Annotated in this window: 17 protein-coding genes; 10 read left to right on the top strand and 7 right to left on the bottom strand. The window is 34.5% G+C overall.

The window, feature by feature from the left end:
* The coding region (locus EIG86_RS07490; RefSeq protein WP_127845551.1) for a hypothetical protein at window positions 1-948 on the bottom strand (948 nt) is incomplete at its 3' end.
* Between the two features lie 298 nt (window positions 949-1,246).
* Here EIG86_RS07490 and EIG86_RS07485 point away from each other — a divergent pair.
* The 6 genes from EIG86_RS07485 (at window position 1,247) to EIG86_RS07460 (ending at window position 6,927) form a co-directional block, all read left to right on the top strand.
* Window positions 1,247-2,857, top strand: coding sequence for a T9SS type A sorting domain-containing protein (locus EIG86_RS07485; RefSeq protein ID WP_127845550.1), 1,611 nt, complete (start codon window positions 1,247-1,249; stop codon window positions 2,855-2,857).
* An 85-nt stretch (window positions 2,858-2,942) separates the two neighbouring features.
* The gene (locus EIG86_RS07480; protein ID WP_127845549.1) at window positions 2,943-3,920 is read left to right on the top strand and encodes a LuxE/PaaK family acyltransferase; all 978 of its coding nucleotides are present in this window, start codon (window positions 2,943-2,945) and stop codon (window positions 3,918-3,920) included.
* Window positions 3,921-4,057: 137 nt separating this feature from the next.
* Window positions 4,058-5,197, top strand: a complete 1,140-nt coding sequence (locus EIG86_RS07475; RefSeq protein ID WP_127845548.1) for an Mrp/NBP35 family ATP-binding protein — start codon at window positions 4,058-4,060, stop codon at window positions 5,195-5,197.
* A 1-nt stretch (window position 5,198) separates the two neighbouring features.
* Window positions 5,199-5,459 carry a NifU family protein gene (locus EIG86_RS07470; RefSeq protein WP_127845547.1) on the top strand — a complete coding sequence of 87 codons (261 nt, stop codon included), beginning with the start codon at window positions 5,199-5,201 and terminating at the stop codon, window positions 5,457-5,459.
* Between the two features lie 69 nt (window positions 5,460-5,528).
* Entirely contained in the window at window positions 5,529-6,590 is a 1,062-nt protein-coding gene (locus EIG86_RS07465; RefSeq protein WP_127845546.1) for an NAD(P)/FAD-dependent oxidoreductase, read from the top strand.
* A 4-nt stretch (window positions 6,591-6,594) separates the two neighbouring features.
* Window positions 6,595-6,927, top strand: a complete 333-nt coding sequence (locus EIG86_RS07460) for a 2Fe-2S iron-sulfur cluster-binding protein (protein WP_127845545.1) — start codon at window positions 6,595-6,597, stop codon at window positions 6,925-6,927.
* Window positions 6,928-6,956: 29 nt separating this feature from the next.
* On the opposite strand, the gene EIG86_RS07455 is transcribed toward EIG86_RS07460, so the two are convergent.
* From EIG86_RS07455 to EIG86_RS07445, 3 genes are all read right to left on the bottom strand, one after another.
* Window positions 6,957-7,943 carry a DUF3667 domain-containing protein gene (locus EIG86_RS07455; protein WP_127845544.1) on the bottom strand — a complete coding sequence of 329 codons (987 nt, stop codon included), beginning with the start codon at window positions 7,941-7,943 and terminating at the stop codon, window positions 6,957-6,959.
* 67 nt (window positions 7,944-8,010) lie between these two features.
* Window positions 8,011-9,282 carry a serine--tRNA ligase gene (gene serS, locus EIG86_RS07450; protein ID WP_127845543.1) on the bottom strand — a complete coding sequence of 424 codons (1,272 nt, stop codon included), beginning with the start codon at window positions 9,280-9,282 and terminating at the stop codon, window positions 8,011-8,013.
* Between the two features lie 319 nt (window positions 9,283-9,601).
* Window positions 9,602-10,627 (bottom strand): OmpA family protein, encoded by a 1,026-nt coding sequence (locus tag EIG86_RS07445; RefSeq protein WP_127845542.1) that lies wholly within the window; start codon window positions 10,625-10,627, stop codon window positions 9,602-9,604.
* 186 nt (window positions 10,628-10,813) lie between these two features.
* Here EIG86_RS07445 and EIG86_RS07440 point away from each other — a divergent pair, with 186 nt between their 5' ends.
* The 4 genes from EIG86_RS07440 to EIG86_RS07425 all read left to right on the top strand — a co-directional run bounded on the left by EIG86_RS07440 (window position 10,814) and on the right by EIG86_RS07425 (window position 16,076).
* Window positions 10,814-13,309, top strand: coding sequence for a hypothetical protein (locus EIG86_RS07440; RefSeq protein WP_127845541.1), 2,496 nt, complete (start codon window positions 10,814-10,816; stop codon window positions 13,307-13,309).
* 21 nt (window positions 13,310-13,330) lie between these two features.
* Complete coding sequence (locus EIG86_RS07435) at window positions 13,331-13,771, top strand: lipocalin family protein (protein ID WP_127845540.1); 441 nt, start codon at window positions 13,331-13,333, stop codon at window positions 13,769-13,771.
* A 188-nt stretch (window positions 13,772-13,959) separates the two neighbouring features.
* The gene (locus EIG86_RS07430; protein ID WP_127845539.1) at window positions 13,960-14,697 is read left to right on the top strand and encodes a phenylalanine-4-hydroxylase; all 738 of its coding nucleotides are present in this window, start codon (window positions 13,960-13,962) and stop codon (window positions 14,695-14,697) included.
* 170 nt (window positions 14,698-14,867) lie between these two features.
* Window positions 14,868-16,076, top strand: a complete 1,209-nt coding sequence (locus EIG86_RS07425; protein WP_127845538.1) for a serine hydrolase domain-containing protein — start codon at window positions 14,868-14,870, stop codon at window positions 16,074-16,076.
* 91 nt (window positions 16,077-16,167) lie between these two features.
* Here EIG86_RS07425 and EIG86_RS07420 read toward each other — a convergent pair whose 3' ends face one another.
* The 3 genes from EIG86_RS07420 to EIG86_RS07410 form a co-directional block, all read right to left on the bottom strand.
* A complete protein-coding gene (locus EIG86_RS07420) occupies window positions 16,168-16,890 on the bottom strand; it encodes a hypothetical protein (RefSeq protein ID WP_127845537.1) in 723 nt (240 codons plus the stop codon).
* 51 nt (window positions 16,891-16,941) lie between these two features.
* Entirely contained in the window at window positions 16,942-17,469 is a 528-nt protein-coding gene (locus EIG86_RS07415) for a hypothetical protein (RefSeq protein ID WP_127845536.1), read from the bottom strand.
* 414 nt (window positions 17,470-17,883) lie between these two features.
* Complete coding sequence (locus EIG86_RS07410; RefSeq protein WP_192901719.1) at window positions 17,884-19,071, bottom strand: T9SS type B sorting domain-containing protein; 1,188 nt, start codon at window positions 19,069-19,071, stop codon at window positions 17,884-17,886.
* Window positions 19,072-19,076 lie beyond the last annotated feature (5 nt).

Below are 19,076 nucleotides of genomic sequence, written 5' to 3'. Positions count from 1 at the left end.
ACTTGAACGGAATTGAGCAAATTCTCTGTTTCCAGAGTTTGACCCAGTTTCAGAATCATCTGAAAAAATAGTTACGTCTTGCAAAGTATACATACCAGTTGCTGAACCTTCTGGACCATCGATTTCCAAACCGTGATCTGAAACATTGTTCATCACAATTGCAACATTTGACACTGTACCACTATAAGCTTGGTCAATATCTACAGCGTCATCTCCAACTCCCCAAACTACAATATTTGAAGCATCAACAGTTCCACCAAAAAACTCAACACCATCATCAAGATTAGCAATAACTTCGATGTGATTGATTGTAGTACCATTTCCAACTCCACCAAGTGTCAAACCGTTGATTTCGTTTCCTTCACCAATGTTAGCTCCACCGTGACGGATCGAAATATATTCAATGTTACCTGAACTATCTGCAGGGTCATTTCCACCATACAATCCGTAACCAGAACCCGCAGGAATACCTTCTATCAATTCTTCTGTAGCATCACCTTCAAATGAACATGGCGCATTACCCAAGACAATAACACCACCCCAAAGCGCTCTATCATTAACACTTAAGTTTGGACTTGTCTTCTGACCAGGTTCAATATCATCTAATACTGAAGTGAAAATAATTGGCTCGCCAGCAGTTCCATTAGCATTTAAAGTTGCATCTCTGTCGATTACCAAAGCTGAAGCCTGAGTTTGCACACCTTCTTCACCTTTAATAACTGTTCCGGCTTCAATGGTTAACGTAGCTCCACCATCAACAACAACTTTACCATTTAAGATGTAAATGTTGTCTTTTGTCCAAGTCACGTCCTCTTCAATAGAACCTGAGACAACAATCTCTCCTGCTGGATCGTCGTTACCTCCTCCACCTACATTGTCATCGTCGTCCGAACAAGACACCAAAAACAACGTGGCTAAAATCGTTACTGATAAAAATAATTTTTTCATTTTAATTTGATTTAATTTGATTTTTTGTTTCGACAAATCTACTCGCTAAGCATGCCGATGATGTTACCCGATTGTTAACAAAGTATTTTATGCAGATTAAGAAGAAACCTATGACTTAATGTTAATTTAATTTGCGTGAAGCTATTTCTCTAAATAAAATTTCAAAATCACTTAAGCCCTAGCATTTTAAAAGGCTTCTCCATATTAACTAATGGTTAAATACGCTAATATTCAGATGGTAAAGCCTAAACTTTCTATATTTTGATTATTTTTGCAGTAAATCTTAAAACCTATACAAATGAAAAAAATTACAATGATGATGTTGATGGTCTTTGCTTCAACATTAATGTTTGGACAAGGACTTGAAACTTTCGACAATGTTGACTTGTCTGGTAGTGCTTATTCTGATGGAAGCTTTACTGGCCAAGACGGGTCTACTTGGACTTTTTTACAATCTCGAGGAGATATCGGTGTTGTAGATGGTGATCAAGCAATCATGCTAGGACGCAATAGAACACCCGATGCTGAAGTAGAATCAGGAACTATAGCTAATGGTATTGGAACATTAAACTTTGACTATTTACAGGCTTTCTCAACTGACGTTGAATTAGAAGTTTACGTAAATAATAGTTTAATCACAACCGTTACTTCTTCAGAAGAACAAGGAGTTGCCTTGAATTCTGGAGATATTAATGTCAATGTAGGCGGTGATATTGTTATCAGATTTTTCAATCCGAATGGAGGTCAAGTTGCTATCGATAATGTGAGTTGGACAAGCTTTACTGGAACTGGCACTCCAACAATTTCTATTGATTCTCCACAAAACCAAGCCGTCCTTTCTCCTACATTAAGTGAAGTCGATATTCAGTTTTCAACTCTAAATTTGCCAGACAACGCCACAATCGATATTACTGTAAATGGCACAACTTCAAATGATGTTAGTTCCCCTTTTACTCAATCAGTATCTATGGGAAGTTCTTACGATGTTACTGTAGATGTAATTTCTGGTGGAAATTCAGTTGCTTCAGATCAAGTTACTTTTGAAATAGCTTCTGCAACCGAAGTTGCTAATATTACTGCTTTAAGAGCCGATGTTGAAGTAAATGGAACTGGTGCTTACTATATCATTACAGGAGCATCAGTGATGACTCATGCTGATGGTTTTAACAACAGAAAATGGTTCCAAGACAACACACCTTCTGGAATCATGATTTATGATGAAGATGGCGTTATTGCAGATGATGCATATATGGTAGGCGACAATGTTGAAGGCTTAACTGGCTATACTGCTGAATTCAATGGTGTTTTACAATTCATCCCAACAGCAGATGCTGGTACAATCGCAGGAAATTCAACGGTTTTACCACAAAACGTTACTTTATCAGATTTCATCGCTAACTTCAATGATTACGAATCTGAATTAATCGGTTTTGAAAACGTCTCTATCGCTGAAGCTGATGGAACCGTAGTTTTTGAAACAGGCACAAACTATAGCCTTACTAATGGTTCAGAAACAATCACTACGAGAACAGATTTTTTCAGTGCAGATTATATTGGAGAAATCATTCCTACTGCAACTTCAAATATTGCTGGTGTTGCAAGCGAATTCGATGACGCTGGGCAACTTTTTATCAGAAACTCCGAAGACCTAAACGCCACTTTGAACAACAGAAATTTTGAAAATTCTGAATTTGCTTTGTATCCAAACCCAGTTAAAAACGGTTTGGTCAATATTGAAACAAAATCTGGCGAAAGCTTAAATGTTGAATTTTTCAACTTACTTGGCCAATCAGTTTTAAAAGCTGAAACCAATCAAGAAATCAATGTTACTAATTTGAAAACTGGTGTTTACTTGGTCAAAATTGAACAAAATAACAATACAGTTACTAAAAAACTGATTATCAAATAATTTTTATTTTACAAAGTTTTTTAAATTCTCTAAAGCGTCCCAAATCGGGACGCTTTTTTTATTTTTGACACAGAAGAAGACAACAATGGATTTCAACCAGATTTTCAAGATCAATTCAGATGAAAAATTTGAAGCCTTAGCTTTGGAAGTTTTCAAATTTCAATATGCTGAAAACAAAGTTTATCAAGAATTTTGCGATTTGATTCAAACTGATGTTGAAAACGTCAAAACACTACAAGACATTCCATTTTTGCCTGTAGAATTTTTCAAATCTCACAATGTTGTTTCCGGTGAATTCAATCCTGAAATCACTTTCCTAAGCAGTGGAACCACAGGTCAGCAACAAAGCAAACATCATGTGAAAAATTTAGAAATCTACAAAAAGAGTTTTCAAACAACTTTTGAAGATTTCTATGGTGATATTCAAGATTATATTATCATCGGATTATTACCTTCATATTTGGAAAGAAAAGGCTCCTCATTAATATATATGGTAGATGATTTCATCAAAACCAGTTTATTTTCAGAAAGTGGATTTTACCTTGACGAACTCGATTCTTTATCCGAAAAACTTATTGAAATAGACCAGAGAAATAAAAAAATACTTCTCATTGGCGTTTCATTTGCACTGTTAGATTTAGTTGAAACACACCAATTTCAATTAAAAAATACCATTGTAATGGAAACAGGTGGCATGAAAGGTCGACGAAAAGAAATGATCAGAAAAGAGCTGCATGAGCATCTTTCCAAAGGATTTGGTGTCGAGAATATTCACAGTGAATACGGTATGACAGAACTACTTTCACAGGCATATTCCAAAGGCAAAAGCTTATTTTCTTGTCCTAATCACATGAAAATTATGATTCGTGACCCAGAAGATCCATTTCATTATTTAGACAAACATAAAACTGGGGGCATCAATGTTATCGATTTAGCAAATATTCACTCTTGTTCTTTTATAGCTACTCAAGATTTAGGAAAAAAAGTAAATACTCAGGAATTTGAAATTTTAGGTCGCTTTGACCACAGCGACATTCGTGGTTGTAATCTTATGGTTCTTTAGAATGTAGTTCTAAAATTACAACTCACGTTAATTTATTTCTAACAAGCGCCTTAAATCACACAAAATCATAAAATAATACATTCTTAACTTGTATATTTGCATTTAGAATAAATCTTAATTAGAATTATTTATTGTATATGAAAATCAATAAAGATGATATCAAAAAAGCACTAGAAACTATTACCGTTGCTGGCGAAGGTCAAAATATGGTCGAAAGTGGTGCAGTTCAAAATATTGTCACATTTGGTGATGAAGTCATAGTTGATTTGAAACTTTCAACGCCAGCACTTCACATCAAAAAACGTGCGGAAGTAGATGTTATGAAAGCCATCCACAAACACGTTTACGAAAAAGCAAAAGTTGAAGTGAAAGTCGGCGTTGAAGCACCTGAAAAAAAACAAGTCAACGAAATTAAAGGAAAACCTATTCCTGGTATCCAAAACATCATCGCTGTAGCTTCTGGTAAAGGCGGTGTTGGAAAATCTACAGTTACGGCAAATTTAGCTGTAAGTTTATCAAAATTAGGCTTCAAAGTTGGCTTACTAGATGCAGATATTTACGGCCCGTCTGGCCCTATAATGTTTGATGTAGCCAACGAAAAACCACTTTCAGTAAAGGTGGACGGCAAATCCAAAATGAAACCTATAGAAAATCATGGCGTCAAAATGCTGTCTATTGGTTTTTTCACCAAACCAGACCAAGCCGTGATATGGCGAGGACCGATGGCTGCTAAAGCCTTGAATCAAATGATTTTTGATGCAGATTGGGGTGAACTAGACTTTCTATTAGTTGATCTTCCTCCAGGAACTGGTGATATTCACTTATCCATAATGCAATCTATGCCAATTACTGGTGCTGTTGTAGTCAGTACGCCGCAAAATGTAGCCTTAGCAGATGCTAAAAAAGCCGTTGCGATGTTCCAACAAGAAAGTATCAATGTACCAGTTTTAGGAATTGTTGAAAATATGGCTTACTTTACACCTGCTGAATTACCAGAGAATAAATATTATATTTTTGGTGAAAAAGGCGCCAGTTATCTTGCTCAAGATTTGGATGTTCCATTTCTAGGTGAGATTCCACTCGTGCAAAGCCTTAGAGAATCTGGTGATGTCGGACGCCCAGCAACTTTGCAGGACGGTACACCTTTAAGTGAAGCTTTCGGAGAAATTACTAGAAATACGGTACAGCAAGTTGTGAACAGAAATAAAAATTTGCCACCAACCGAAGCGATCAAAATTACCACGATGGCAGGTTGCAGTGCAGTAAATAAAAAATGATATGACAGGTCAAGAATTACGAGATAAAGTAGAACAAGCGCTTGAAGAAATCCGTCCTTTTTTAAAAAATGATGGCGGAGATATTGCGCTTTTAGGCATCGAGGATGATAAACGCGTGAGAGTGAAATTATTAGGCACTTGCGTTGACTGCTCTGTCAACCAAATGACACTGAAGTCTGGTGTGGAAATGACAATTAAAAAGCATGCACCACAAATCGAAGAAGTCATTAACGTAAAAGCTAGTTCTGCTTTTGCTCAATAACGCATAACTTGATTTTTATCATTAGTAATTTTCAAAATTTTAATGAATTTTGACCTTTAATTTTTGATTATGATTAAAACTGATATATTGATTATAGGTGCTGGTCCAACAGGATTATTTGCCGTTTTTGAGGCCGGACTTTTAAAATTGAAATGTCACTTAATTGACGCATTACCGCAACCAGGCGGTCAACTTTCAGAATTATATCCCAAAAAACCAATCTACGATATTCCTGGTTTTCCTGAAGTAAAAGCTGGTGAATTGGTAGATAATTTAATGGAGCAAATCAAATCTTTTCAACCTGGATTCACACTCGGTGAGAAAGCCCAAGATATCGAAAAGCAAGACGATGGCAGCTTTATAGTAACCACTGATAAAGGCACCAAACATCACGCGCCAATTATTGCAATTGCTGGTGGTTTAGGAAGTTTTGTGCCACGAAAACCACCTATAAAAAGTTTAGAAGATTTTGAAGATCGTGGTGTTCAGTACATGATTAAAGACCCAGAACAGTTCAGAAATAAGTCTGTCGTTATCGCTGGTGGCGGGGATTCGGCCTTGGACTGGAGTATCTATTTAGCCGATATTGCATCGGAAGTCATCTTGGTTCATCGTCGCAATGAATTCCGCGGTGCTTTAGAATCGGTTGATCGTGTGAAGGAGCTCAAAGACATGGGCAAAATAAAATTAATTACACCTGCCGAAGTCGTCGATGTCACAGGCGATGAACATTTAAAATCTGTTTCCATTAGAAAAAACAATAATCCTGAAGAAGATTTTGAAATCGAAACCGATTACTTCATTCCTCTTTTCGGATTGTCACCTAAATTAGGACCAATAGCAGATTGGGGGCTGGAAATTGAAAAGAATGCCATAAAAGTTGATAACACTTTAGATTATCAAACCAACATTCCAGGTATTTACGCCATTGGCGATGTAAATACTTATCCTGGCAAATTGAAATTAATTTTATGTGGCTTTCACGAAGCAACCTTAATGTGCCAAAGCGCTTTTCAAAAAATTCATCCAGACAAACGTTATGTGATGAAATACACCACAGTTGGCGGCGTGACTGGTTTCGATGGTTCTAAAAAAGAAGCGCCTAAATCTGTCGTAAAAGCAATCGATTAACTGCATGGAAGACATCAGAATTAAAATCACCGATCGTGATGGTAAAACACATGAAGTCGATGCACCAACCGATATGGCTATGAATCTTATGGAAGTTATTCGCTCCTACGAATTGGCTCCAGAAGGCACAATTGGAATCTGCGGTGGCATGGCGATGTGCGCTTCTTGCCAATGCTATGTAAAATCGAACACAGATTTACCAGATATGGAAATGGACGAAGAAGCCATGCTGGCAGAAGCTTTTTTCGTTAAAGACAATAGCCGACTCGCTTGCCAAATTCCAATCACAGAACAATTAGACGGTCTAGAAGTTGAACTCGCCCCAGAAGAGATTTAGAGTGTAGTTCAATATTTTATGGTTTCAACCTAAAAGAACACCAAACTCGCTACAATCATAGAGAAAATCACGATGGATGAACTCACAAAATAAATGAATGAGAGTAAACCTGTTTTTAAAATTGTTTTGAAACGACTTTGCTTGTAGAATCGCCGAAATGCTTTGTAGAGATAAAAAGCATAACCTAGAATTGCAAAGCTAACGATATCCAAGCCGAAGCTAAAATCAATAAGTAAAGACACAAATAAAACAATAAACATCACAGATTGCTGGTGGTAGTTGAAAATTAAATGATCCACATAATTCAACATTTTTTGAGAATACAATAACCAACTAAATAAAGTAAAAAGAGGAATAAAAAAGAAAAAGAAGAACGGCAATTTTGGAAGTATAAAGCTCAAGAATGCAGCAGGATTTTGAGTGAGTTTGTAACCTCCTAAAACAAAATTATAATACACTTTCATACCGAAAGTATCTTCAAATCCAAGTTCTTGTTTTGCGTTGGTATAGTTGTTTTTTGAGTTGTTACGCATAAAATCCAACAATCTGTCAGATTCCTTTCCAAAACTTATATTTGAATTACCAACATCTCTAGAGGCAAGATTTTTAGAAATTTCACTTTTATCATCCCCATTAATATTTAGCGGTTCAATTTCTGTAGATTCCATCCAATTGAAAACCAAAAAGAAAATAATAGAAACGCTAATAAAAAAACGAAACGGATTGACATATTTGGTTCGTTTCCCCGCAATAAATTCTTCTGTAATTTTACCTGGTGATAAGAAAATAGTCTTCAGGGAGCGTTGCAATCTGGAATCGTAAGAAAATACTGAAGCGAGTAACTCTTCAATTAAATCGCGTAGACTAATTTTTTTTGAAGAATTCACTTGGCTACATTCTGGACAAAAACGATCAGAAACATCCAACCTGTGACTACAGTTCAAGCAAAATTCTCCTCGATATTGTCTTCGCAATCTTTTGGATGCTAATTTAATATTAGAAAAACGAAAGCCCATTATGTTTTGAATAATGGGCTAAAATTATGAAAAAATTAGATAGCTTTAAATATTAAATTTTCCAAGCTTATTTGATCCACTCAAATCCAGTATAAGGCACCAAAACTTCAGGTATTCTTATCCCATCATCAGTTTGGTAATTTTCCAAAATACCAGCCAAAACGCGCGGTAAAGCCAGTGAACTTCCGTTCAATGTATGAACCAAATGTTTTTTCTTATCTGCATCTTTGTAGCGTATTTTCAAACGATTGGCTTGAAAAGTTTCAAAATTGGAGACTGAAGAAATTTCCAACCATCGATCTTGAGCTGTAGAAAAAACTTCAAAATCGAAAGTCAATGCAGACGTAAATCCTAAATCGCCACCGCAAAGTCTAAGGATGCGGTAAGGTAATTTCAACTCTTGCAAGAGTGTTTTGACGTGCGACACCATATCGTCTAAAACCTGATAAGAATCTTCCGGTTTTACAATATTAACCAATTCGACTTTATCAAATTGATGTAAGCGATTTAAACCACGAACATGCGCACCGTAACTTCCCGCTTCGCGTCTAAAACAAGGCGTAAAACCCGTCAACTGAATCGGCAAATCTTTTTCATTCAGCAAATCATCTCTATAAATATTGGTAATTGGCACTTCTGCGGTAGGAATCAAATACAAATCATCATTGCCAACATGGTACATCTGCCCTTCCTTATCTGGCAATTGCCCCGTTCCATAACCAGACGCTTCGTTGACCAAAAGTGGCACTTGCACTTCGCTGTAACCAGCCTCTGTGTTTTTATCTAGAAAATAAGCAATAAGCGCGCGCTGCAATTTTGCGCCTTTGCCTTTATATACTGGGAATCCAGCGCCTGTAATTTTATTACCAAGTTCAAAATCAATTAAATCATATTTTTTTGCCAATTCCCAATGCGGCAAAGCTTTTTCGGATAATTTTGGAATGTCGCCTTCAGCAAATATTTCCTCATTATCAGATTCATCTTGTCCCGCCAGAACAGACTCGTGCGGCACATTTGGCACTTGATAAAGCATGTTTTGTAAATCTACAGAAACCTGGTCCATACTTTCAGATAAAGCTTTAGAGTCGGACTTCAAATTAGCCGTTTTCGCTTTCATGGCATTGGCTTTTTCCACCTCACCACTTTTGAATAAAATTCCTATTTCTTTGGATAATTTGTTCGATTCTGCAAAAATCTCATCAAGCTGTTTTTGTGTAGACCTGCGTTTCTCATCAAGTTTCAAAATCTCTTCAAAAATGCTTTCTGCTTCAAAATTTCTTTTTTTTAAAGCTAAGATGTAATCTGCTTTATTTGCACTTATATTTCTGACTTCCAACATAATATCTTGTTTTAATTATTTGGGGGTTCCCTTGTTGCAAAAAGCAACAAGGGCGGGCTTTCGGCAGTCGCTTTTCAAGATTCTAAAAACCTTGAAAGAGCTCCAACAAAGCCTCAATCCCTAACCCAGTTTTCACCATCGGCAAAGTTAGCAAAACCAATGTTTCAGGCAATTTTTAAAAATGCTTATTTCTGGAAATTTTTATGAAAAGAAAATTAGATATAACGAGCAGTCATACTTTTTAAAAGTTTAAATTAAACTTTATTCAACCTCCTAAAATTCACAAAATCTTGAGAGGTTTTACTAAGTAATCACTGATTTACTTTCGATAAGAAATCTCCACACGTCTTGCGCTAGATGCTTCCAAACTAGGATCTGAGCCATGGTAATCGGACAAAATCCTGTCGGCTGAAATATCTTTAGATTTCAAATAAGATTTGACAGCTTCGGCGCGTAACATTGAAAGTTTCTTGTTGTATTCGGCGTCGCCAGTTTGACTCGCGTAGGCGTTTAGAACAACTTTTAGTTGAGCATCAGACTTCAAAAGTGCTGCAACTTTATCCAAATTACTTTTGTACTTAGAATCTAGTTGATGACTATCGTGATCAAAAAACACGCTATATGTCAGCCTTTCTAGGGTTTTTGTTTCAGAAGTATTCTGGCTCAATCGCTTCTCCATCAAGCTTTGGCGTTGAATCAAAGAATCGATTAGCTTATTTTGCAAGTCTAATTTTTCAAGAATTTTATCATCTTTTATTTTAGAATCTGCGTTATCTGAAGTTTGATTTTCAACAAGTTTATTTTGCCTAACTTCTCTAGGTTTCAAAATAGAATCTATACGCTTTAGCAAAACTTCTTGCGTATTTGATATTGAATCAGGATTTGTTTTAGAAGTTGGTGCTTTCTCTTTTTGAGAAGTTTGACTTCCTTTGGTTTCTATCGTATTATTAATAATTGTAGAATTTTGCTTTTGATCTGATTCTGTAAAACTCTGTTGTGGAGCTGGTTTATTCAATAATTCTTTAAGTTTGGCCTTAATTTCTCTTATCTCAGAGTACAAGCGTTCTTGTTCAGATGTATTCACCTGAATTTCTTTATTGTTTTTATTTTGCACTTGAACAATTCTTTTCGGCTCAAAGTCAGGTGAAGCCGATTTTTGTTCTGTATTTTTATCTTGATGAGCCTTTAGAATTTTCACCAATGAAACTAAGTCAGCTTCAGACACAATAACTTTACTTGGTTTTTGATTTTGAGCGTTGGAAATACCAAAAAGCATGAGTCCGACAATTAAGCTTAGATATAATTTATTGACTTTCATCTGTTTATTAGGTTTTAATATTTTCATAAAGCTAAAAGTATTTACGAACTTCAATGAGAGGTTTTCAAACTTAAATATAAATTTAACATAATTAAACTTTTGTAGTTATATTTTCATATTTTCGGCATTATATAAAAATATTTGTCTAATTATCTGTACGATTTATTTTTTTTAACTAAAAAAATTTATAATAAAAATTAATTTCAAACAAACATGGAACACATTTACTTAAAACGCAGTTTATTCATTTTTAGTTTTATCCTATTTTTTGGGTTTTCCAGTAGAGCACAAGTGAACGATATTAGTTTCACCTTCGCTCCAAATGCAGAATATACTTGGTGGGATGACAAAGCAGGTTTGGAAGATAACTATTTAGTCGGAGGAACATTAGGCTTTGGATTTGGCAAATATCTCGAAGTTAGGGCACTATATCAACAAAGTATAGATCTAAAAAGAGATTTTTCAAATTTCGGTTTACCCTCAAATTATGAAACTGTTTTAAATCAAAATAATGATATAGATTTAACACGTTGGGGAGGTGAATTGAAAGCTAACATCGGTACTGGACGTTTGAATCCCTTCATAACTTTAGGTAGTGGTGTTCAAAAAATTGAAACTGATTTTGGCACTGAAACCGAAAACATTTACGCCTCTGCTGGTTTGGGTATCAAATTCAATATTTCCCAACGAACTACATTAACTTTAGAAGGCAAAAACACAGTTTTTAACGCCAATAATGGATTGGCACTTCTGTCAGACGGTGAGCGTGATGAAATGGGATTAGCCGATAGCTTTTTTGAGTCAAACAGACTTTACAATTGGAGTGCCTTGGCTTCTCTTCAATTTTATTTAGGTGGAAGATCTCCTGAAGAATTATCTGACTTAGACAAAGCTTATTTGAATAAATTTAAAGGTGGTTTCAAAGGTTTTCAATTTGTTTTTGAACCAGCTGCCGCTTATGTTGACTTCGACAATGATTCTTTTTATAGAGATTCTTGGTTCATGGGAGGTTATTTAGGTTTCGATTTCAATGAATATATTGGTTTAAGAGGATTTTATTTTCAAGCCACAGAAAACGAAGAATTATCTTCAGATTTTGATGATTTGGCTATGTATGGTATGGAATTGCGTGCCAATCTAAACGATGGAAATGGCGTTATTCCTTATATTATCCTTGGTGGTGGTTACCTAAATGTTTACGAAAGCTCTTACGTTGGACAAAATAATACTTCAGCAGAATCTACTGAATTCGCTAAAGGTGGTTTGGGACTTGAAATTCCATTAGGACGAAATGTTTCTATAAATGGTAGTGCTAGCGGACTTTTGACTAGCGGTCAAAATATAGAAGACGTTAGTAATACAGACAATTTGCAAACCAATATAAAATACAGTCTTGGGCTAAGCATACAATTGGGTAAAAAATCCGAGAATCCAGAAGACATTTACGAAGAAAATGTAAATCGTGCGGTAGATGAAAAAGAGCGTGAGTTGACAGATGCATACGAAAAGAAATTGGCAGCTCAACAAAAAGCTAATGAAGAAAAACTAAATGAACTGAAATCGAAATACACTAAGCAAATAGATTCTTTGGATCAAGCTTTAGAGCGTGCCTACGAAAGAGATGATGTAGAGGAAGCAATTTTGATTTTAGAAGAATCTCAACAAGCAAAAGAAGATTTACAAAAAGTAGAAGAATTACAAAGACGTAACAAACGTCAAGGTCGCGGACAGCTTCCAGAATCTGAGACTAAAATAGAAGAGAAAAAAGCAGAACCTTCAAAAACTGAAGACAGACAATATAGTATGTCACCACTAGAATTTGAATATTTAATTACTCGAATTTTAGATAAAATGGAGGATGACGATGAAAAAACAAAACAAGAAGATTCTGATGCGACTAAATCTAAATTGGAAGCACGCATAAAAGCATTGGAAAGACAAATTTCTAACGATACTTTGGTTATCAAAACTGACAGTATTCAAGGTAAATCTGAAATGAAAGATAAGTCTGAATTAGAAGATTCTGAAACTGATAAAATTCTTCGAAAACTAGAAGAATTGGAGTCTAAAATTGAAGAGAACAATCGTAAGATTCAGAATTCAAGTTCTTCAAGAACTTCTAGAGACAAATCTAAAACTACAATTGTAAATGAAGTGACCACAGAAGGAAATCAGCCTGTTGAAGAAGACACTGATTCTAGTGAAAGTGAAGTTCGTGAGGTCACTGATGAATCTGGTATTACTAAAACCATTTATAAAAGAGAGTTTTTCAACGACACAACTTATATTGATAACGAGCGTGAATCGAAAATAACTCCCGTTCTTATTTACAAAGGTCTTTCAGCCTTTACAGGTGTAAATTTTGGAGGCCAGACAACTTGGAATTTCGGTGCAAGAGCGCATTATGGTTTTGAAAACAGCAATTTCGAAATTCTACCAGAACTGAGTTTTGCACCATCGAACCCGATTTCATTTGGTGCAGCTATTAATGCCATTCACCCATTCAAAATATCTAGTCAATTAGATATCCGACCGTATGCTGGTTTAGGTGGCGGCTACCTTTATAATGATGAAGATTCTGTATTGACAGGAAACATAATAATCGGCGCGTACACCAATGCCTTAGGCGGTAGACTTTATGTAGATTATACCAACAGAAATCTATTTAATTACAACCAATTTGCTTTAGGATATCGATTTAATTTTTAAATTACACAAAAAACAATAACAATGAAAAATTTTAAACAATTGAAATTAACAAGCCTAGTATTACTCGTTGCCATATTCACAATAAGTTGTTCTAGTGATGATGATGGCGGCCCATCAGGACCGACTGTTAGTAATGATTTATATGGTACTTGGAGTTTAAATTATTATCAAGAGGACGGAACACTTGTAAACCAAATTGAATGTGAAGAAGACATTGAATATAGGTTCGTTTCCGATCAGACTTATAGTAAAACAACATTTTCTGAAAATGAGAATTCAAATTGTGAAACTGCTTTAATAATAAATGGAGATTGGGAAATTATAGATGAAGAAAATATTTTACTAATGCCAAGTAGTTCAACTCAACCTGAAGAAAATATCAATTTCAATTTAATAAACGAAGGTGAGGAATTAGAAATTTTCAGAAGTGGAAACCGACTAGAAGTTTATAACAAGCAATAAACAAATTTAACAAAAGTTGAATTTGTCTAATTCAAATAAAAAATTAGATTTGTATTTATGCAATTTACGATTCACACATATTACTATTATTCAATTCTGCACCCAGAATCGGTAGTTAGTATGTGATTTTTAAATAAATATTTAACTCTATCCCGATTCAATTGAATCGGGATTTTTTTTGTTCAAAAATGAAAGATAAACAACAAATGACGAGCTACACCCAAGATGATTTATGGGTTTGGAAAACTTTATTCCAGAGACAAAGGAAGAACATTCCACAGAAAGCATCTTCCGCTTATATCCAAGCTTTGGAGCGAATGAAACCAGTTTTAAATGCTGATGAAATTCCTGATTTTGAAAAAATCAATGATTGGTTTTCAAAACACAACGGCTGGGAACTTCAAGTTGTGCCTGGCTTAATTCCAGTAGAGGATTTTTTTCAACTTTTAGCTGAAAAAAAGTTCTGTTCATCAACTTGGTTGCGCGCCAAAAATAGCTTAGATTATTTGGAAGAACCAGACATGTTTCATGATGTGTTCGGACACGTTCCGCTTTTGAGTAATCCAGTATTTTCAGATTTTGTCTATGAATTTGGCAAGCTAGGCTGTCAATTCATCGGTGAACCAGAAAGACTTTTGCAATTGCAGCGTTTGTATTGGTTCACCATAGAATTTGGAGTGATTTCTGAACAAAATAAAATTAAGTCTTACGGTGCTGGGATTTTGTCTTCATATGGTGAAACCAATCAAATCGATTTGATGAAAGCTAATTTTCTAAATTACGACATTGAGCAAATTATTCAAAAAGGATTCAGAACTGATGTTATGCAAGAGGATTATTTTGTAGTTGATAATTTTGATGTTTTGTTTAGTTCGTTACAAAAACTAGCATCACATTGGCAAAAAACCCCTATTTTAAAAGTTTAGCAGTGAAGATGGAGCGTTAAAGTTATACTTTCCTTTCATTATAATTAAAAATCAAGTTATAATTGCAAACATTTTTGTGAAATAGAACCTAATAGGTTATATTATATAAAAACAAAATTTCACATCTGCGAGTCAGCGGTGAAATTTAAAACAAATAGAGTTTTTGGAATATGAAATTGAATAAAAAGAAGTTTTTTAAGTTTATCGGCATAATCGGCATTACTGCTTTTCTTACATACTCAACAATAGAAAGTCTTGCATTTGGAAATTCTGAAGACAAATCTAAGTCTCAAAAAGAATTAGTCGATCTGAAACCAATTGTTAAATCTCCAAATTACGCAAAAGTCTTTAAGAAAGAAACTGTAATCTTGGACAGTTTGGTCAGTCGCAAGGCTAAAGTTTATGACATCAACGGCAGCGTTTTAGTCGCTTATAAAGACCAAATTATTTATCAAAAAGATTTTGGCTATAAAAATCCTATCAAAAAAGAGCCGCTTACACCTGGAATGTCATTTCAATTGGCTTCCGTAAGTAAACAATTTACCGCAGCTTCTATATTGAAACTTCATGAAGAAGGCAATATAGATATCAACAAGCCTGTCAAAAACTACTTACCAGATTTTCGTTTTGAAGATATTACAGTAAAAAATTTACTCAAACACCGTTCTGGCCTTTGGAACTATATGTATCTCACCGAGCGATACTGGGATTCTGAAATTGCACCAGATAATTTGGAAGTTATTGACCTCATCAATAGTTTTGAAAATCGGTTGAATTTTTCACCGGGTAAGCATTTCAGTTATAGCAATACTGGCTATGTGGTTTTAGGCGCCATTGTTGAAAAAGTTTCAGGAAAGACTTTGAAAGATTATTTGAAAGATACTTTCTTCTTACCGCATTGCCTGGACGAAACTTTTATCAATTTAAATGAAAAAAACCAAACAGAGGTGCTAAATGGTTATCAACCATACGGCCGATCTTACGTTAAATTACCTGCTGGTTTTCATAACAATGCTTTTGGAGATAAGGGAGTTTATGCTTCTTCGAATGATTTGTTTATGTGGTTTACAAAACTGAAAAACGGTGAAATCCTAAAACCAGAAACCGTGGATTTAATGTTTGGTAATGACCTAAAAAATGAAGACCCAGATTATGGCATGGGATTCCGCTTAAAAAACGAGGACAATGAACGCATAATTTATCACAATGGTTTATGGGACGGTTTCAGGAATGGTTTGGAGTATCATCCAAATGAAGATTTAGTGTTTATCGTTTTAACGCACACGCAAAATAAACGTAAAAGATACTTCCAAGATTATTTAATTGAAATGACAAAAAATTTAATTTCATTAGACAAAGAGAAAATTGCAAAATTGTAATATAGCTTGAAATCATAAGCCAAAAAAGTTGCCTAAATTTCACTTCAGACAACTTTTGGATTATTGAAAGTCGGAAGAGGTAACTGTTAACTCAATCTACAGGTTGAAATCCAGCTAAATCTCGCAAATTGGCTCTTATAAAATAGTGGTGAGATTTGCCATAGACCAAGGCGATTTTTTGATCTGAAGATTCTGAAACATATTCTGCAATATAATCTTCGCGAATGGTATTTAAAGCATAAAATGAATCTACTTCTCCAGCTTCTGTGCATTCGTATTTTTCCCCAAAATCCGTGTTCAAATCACATTCATTTAACTCCATTTCACCATATTTTGCTTCGTATTTTTCTATGATTTCTTGGGCAGTTAAATCTACCAATTTATCAGACTCCAAATCTAAACCAATGTTTTCAACGGACTGCATCACATATTTGGAATTACCAAAATGTTTGGGCAAAGAAAGATTGGTGGAGTCTTTATAATCGGTGGTTAAGTCATGACCTAAAAGTTTTCGCACTTTTCTTTTTTGCCTGTCTTTGGTTAAACTATCTTGTGTAGGCTCAAATTCTACACTTTCAAAGTAAACCACATAACCTTCTTGACGTAAACTTTCGATTTTTTCTGAAACTGATCGATAAAATTTGGGTTTAGCGAGATGAGCCATTTCGAAAATCACAACTTCACGACCTTCGTCATTGACTAGTTTTTCTGTTTTTACAGTCGCTGGCACATTGAGTTTATAAATCAAAGCTTTGCAAGATAACATCAAAAAACAAAGCATTAATACTGGTAAAACTATTTTAAATTTTATCATGGTATTTAAAATAATATTCCCTCTTTTGAATTATCAAAAAGAGGGAAAACCTTAAGCTGCTAAACCAAGAGTTAATATTTTTACTCCTGTATCTACCCAACAGTTTGCCTTACAGCCTCCTCTACCTCTAATCTTATTACCATTAGCATCAGTGTATTTGTCTTTACAACTTTCTATACATCTTGCGTGTGGCGTCATACCATCATTTGGATTAGGATCCCCATATGTTTCGTATTGACTCTCAATATCAGAAATATTCAAACCTGTTTTAACAAAATAATTTTCTCCTATAGAAACTTTTATCAACATCTCTGTAGTTGTGTTATATTCCGTTGTGAATTCAGATTCATAAGTTCGACCATCAACAATGTATTCAAATGTTTCAGTGAATATAACTTTTTCATGCTTACTTTCATCAAAGTCACCATAAAATGAAAGGTCAAGATCAACTTGATTTAATCCTGATTTCATTAAGTTTTCATCAATTTGATTTTTATTCTCTTCTTCACACCCAATAAAAACTGTAGCGCAAAAAAATAACATGAACACTTGTAATATATTTAATTTTAAACTTTTCATAGTTTTGTAATTTATAAATTTTTAAAAATAGTTTTTAATTTTTCTATGGATGAATCATGAAAAGCTAGGTGAAGCCAAACACCCACAACAATAGCCTAAGCCAATTATTGTGTGTGTGTGTGTGTGTGTAATGAATGTGATTATAAACACTATTTATTATAAATAAGTTATGGCGACAAACATAGAGCAACTTTTTCATTACAAATTACGGTTCGACCGTAAAAAAGTTACGGTTTTCCCGTAAATATTTTCATAATTATTGCTTAAAAACGTCTTTTTAGCAATAATAATGAATTTTAAGATGGTTTTTGTTAAAATCAAGATTCTAGTTACTAAAAAAAATCTAACAAAAAAGCTGTCTAAATTTTACTTTAAACAGCTTTTGGTTTTAGTTGAAACAGTAAACTGTTTTTCTTATCGTTTTAAAGTGAAATTAGAGCGAAAACTTCGTTGAGAGCCATCATTTCTGTCTGTATATTCCACCAAAAACCAATAATCGTTAGACGGCATTTTCTTGCCGTGATACGTGCCATCCCAGCCTTTTGCAGCTGGCGAAATGGTTTTTAATAATTTCCCATATCTATCGAAAATATAAACTTCAGCAGTGGGATCATTTCTTAAACTGTGGATATTCCACGTGTCGTTATAACTGTCATTATTGGGCGTAAAAAACTTTGGATAATTGATGACAATAACTTCAATCTTCATAAAAAAACAGCCATCTTTTTCTTTAATAGAAATATGATGTTTGCCTTCAGTTGTGATGTTATAAAAAATATTACTTTCCTGAAACGGAGCATCCCCTAATTTGAAAAGATAAGCTTCTGGGTTATCAATACTGACTTCTATTCTTTGATTATTTTCAAAATCTGAATAAACAGTAGCAGAAACTGCTGGTTTTTGAAGTTCTACGACTTGTGTTGAAATTACATCCGAAACACATCCCGTTTCTTGATTTGTCACTATAAGTTTGAATTCGCCTACTTCCGAAATAAAAATATGACTGCTTGAATTTGTAATAAGTTGTTCGTTATGATACCATTGAAAATCATAATCCTGATGTGACAGACCAGAATTCAGAATAATCGTTTCATCAGCTTCTAAATCCAAACAAATTTCACCACCTTGAAGGCTAGGTTGTGGTTTTGGATGCACTTGAATCAATTTTGAAACTGAAAACTCACAGCCGTTATTATTGTAACTGAAATTTACAATCGCTTGGCCACTATGCAAAGCTTCAAAATTCCCATTTTGTGAAATCTGACCAATGTTTTCATCTTCTAAAGCCCACTCGCCTTCTGTTTGAAATGTATGTGCTAAAGCAATTGTTTCACCTTCGCAAACATAATTTGGTCCTAAAATATTTTCAGGAGACAAATCTCTTAATATGATCGACATTTGTTTGGGTTCAGGTTCACAAGAAACTTCACTATTGATTTCTTGTACTAAAACCGTGTATTCACCTTCAGGAGTATTCTCCCATTCTATAATAATTTGATTGTCAGAAGAAGTTTGTGGAACAATTTCACCTTCAAATTCATCTTCAAAAACAAACCATTGGTATGTAGAATTTGTTGAGCCATTGCCGTTATTTTCATCCATATCAA

This window comes from Psychroflexus aestuariivivens, from assembly GCF_004010055.1.
GTDB classification, from domain to species: Bacteria; Bacteroidota; Bacteroidia; order Flavobacteriales; family Flavobacteriaceae; genus Psychroflexus; species Psychroflexus aestuariivivens.
This window is presented reverse-complemented; position numbering and strand designations above follow the sequence as displayed.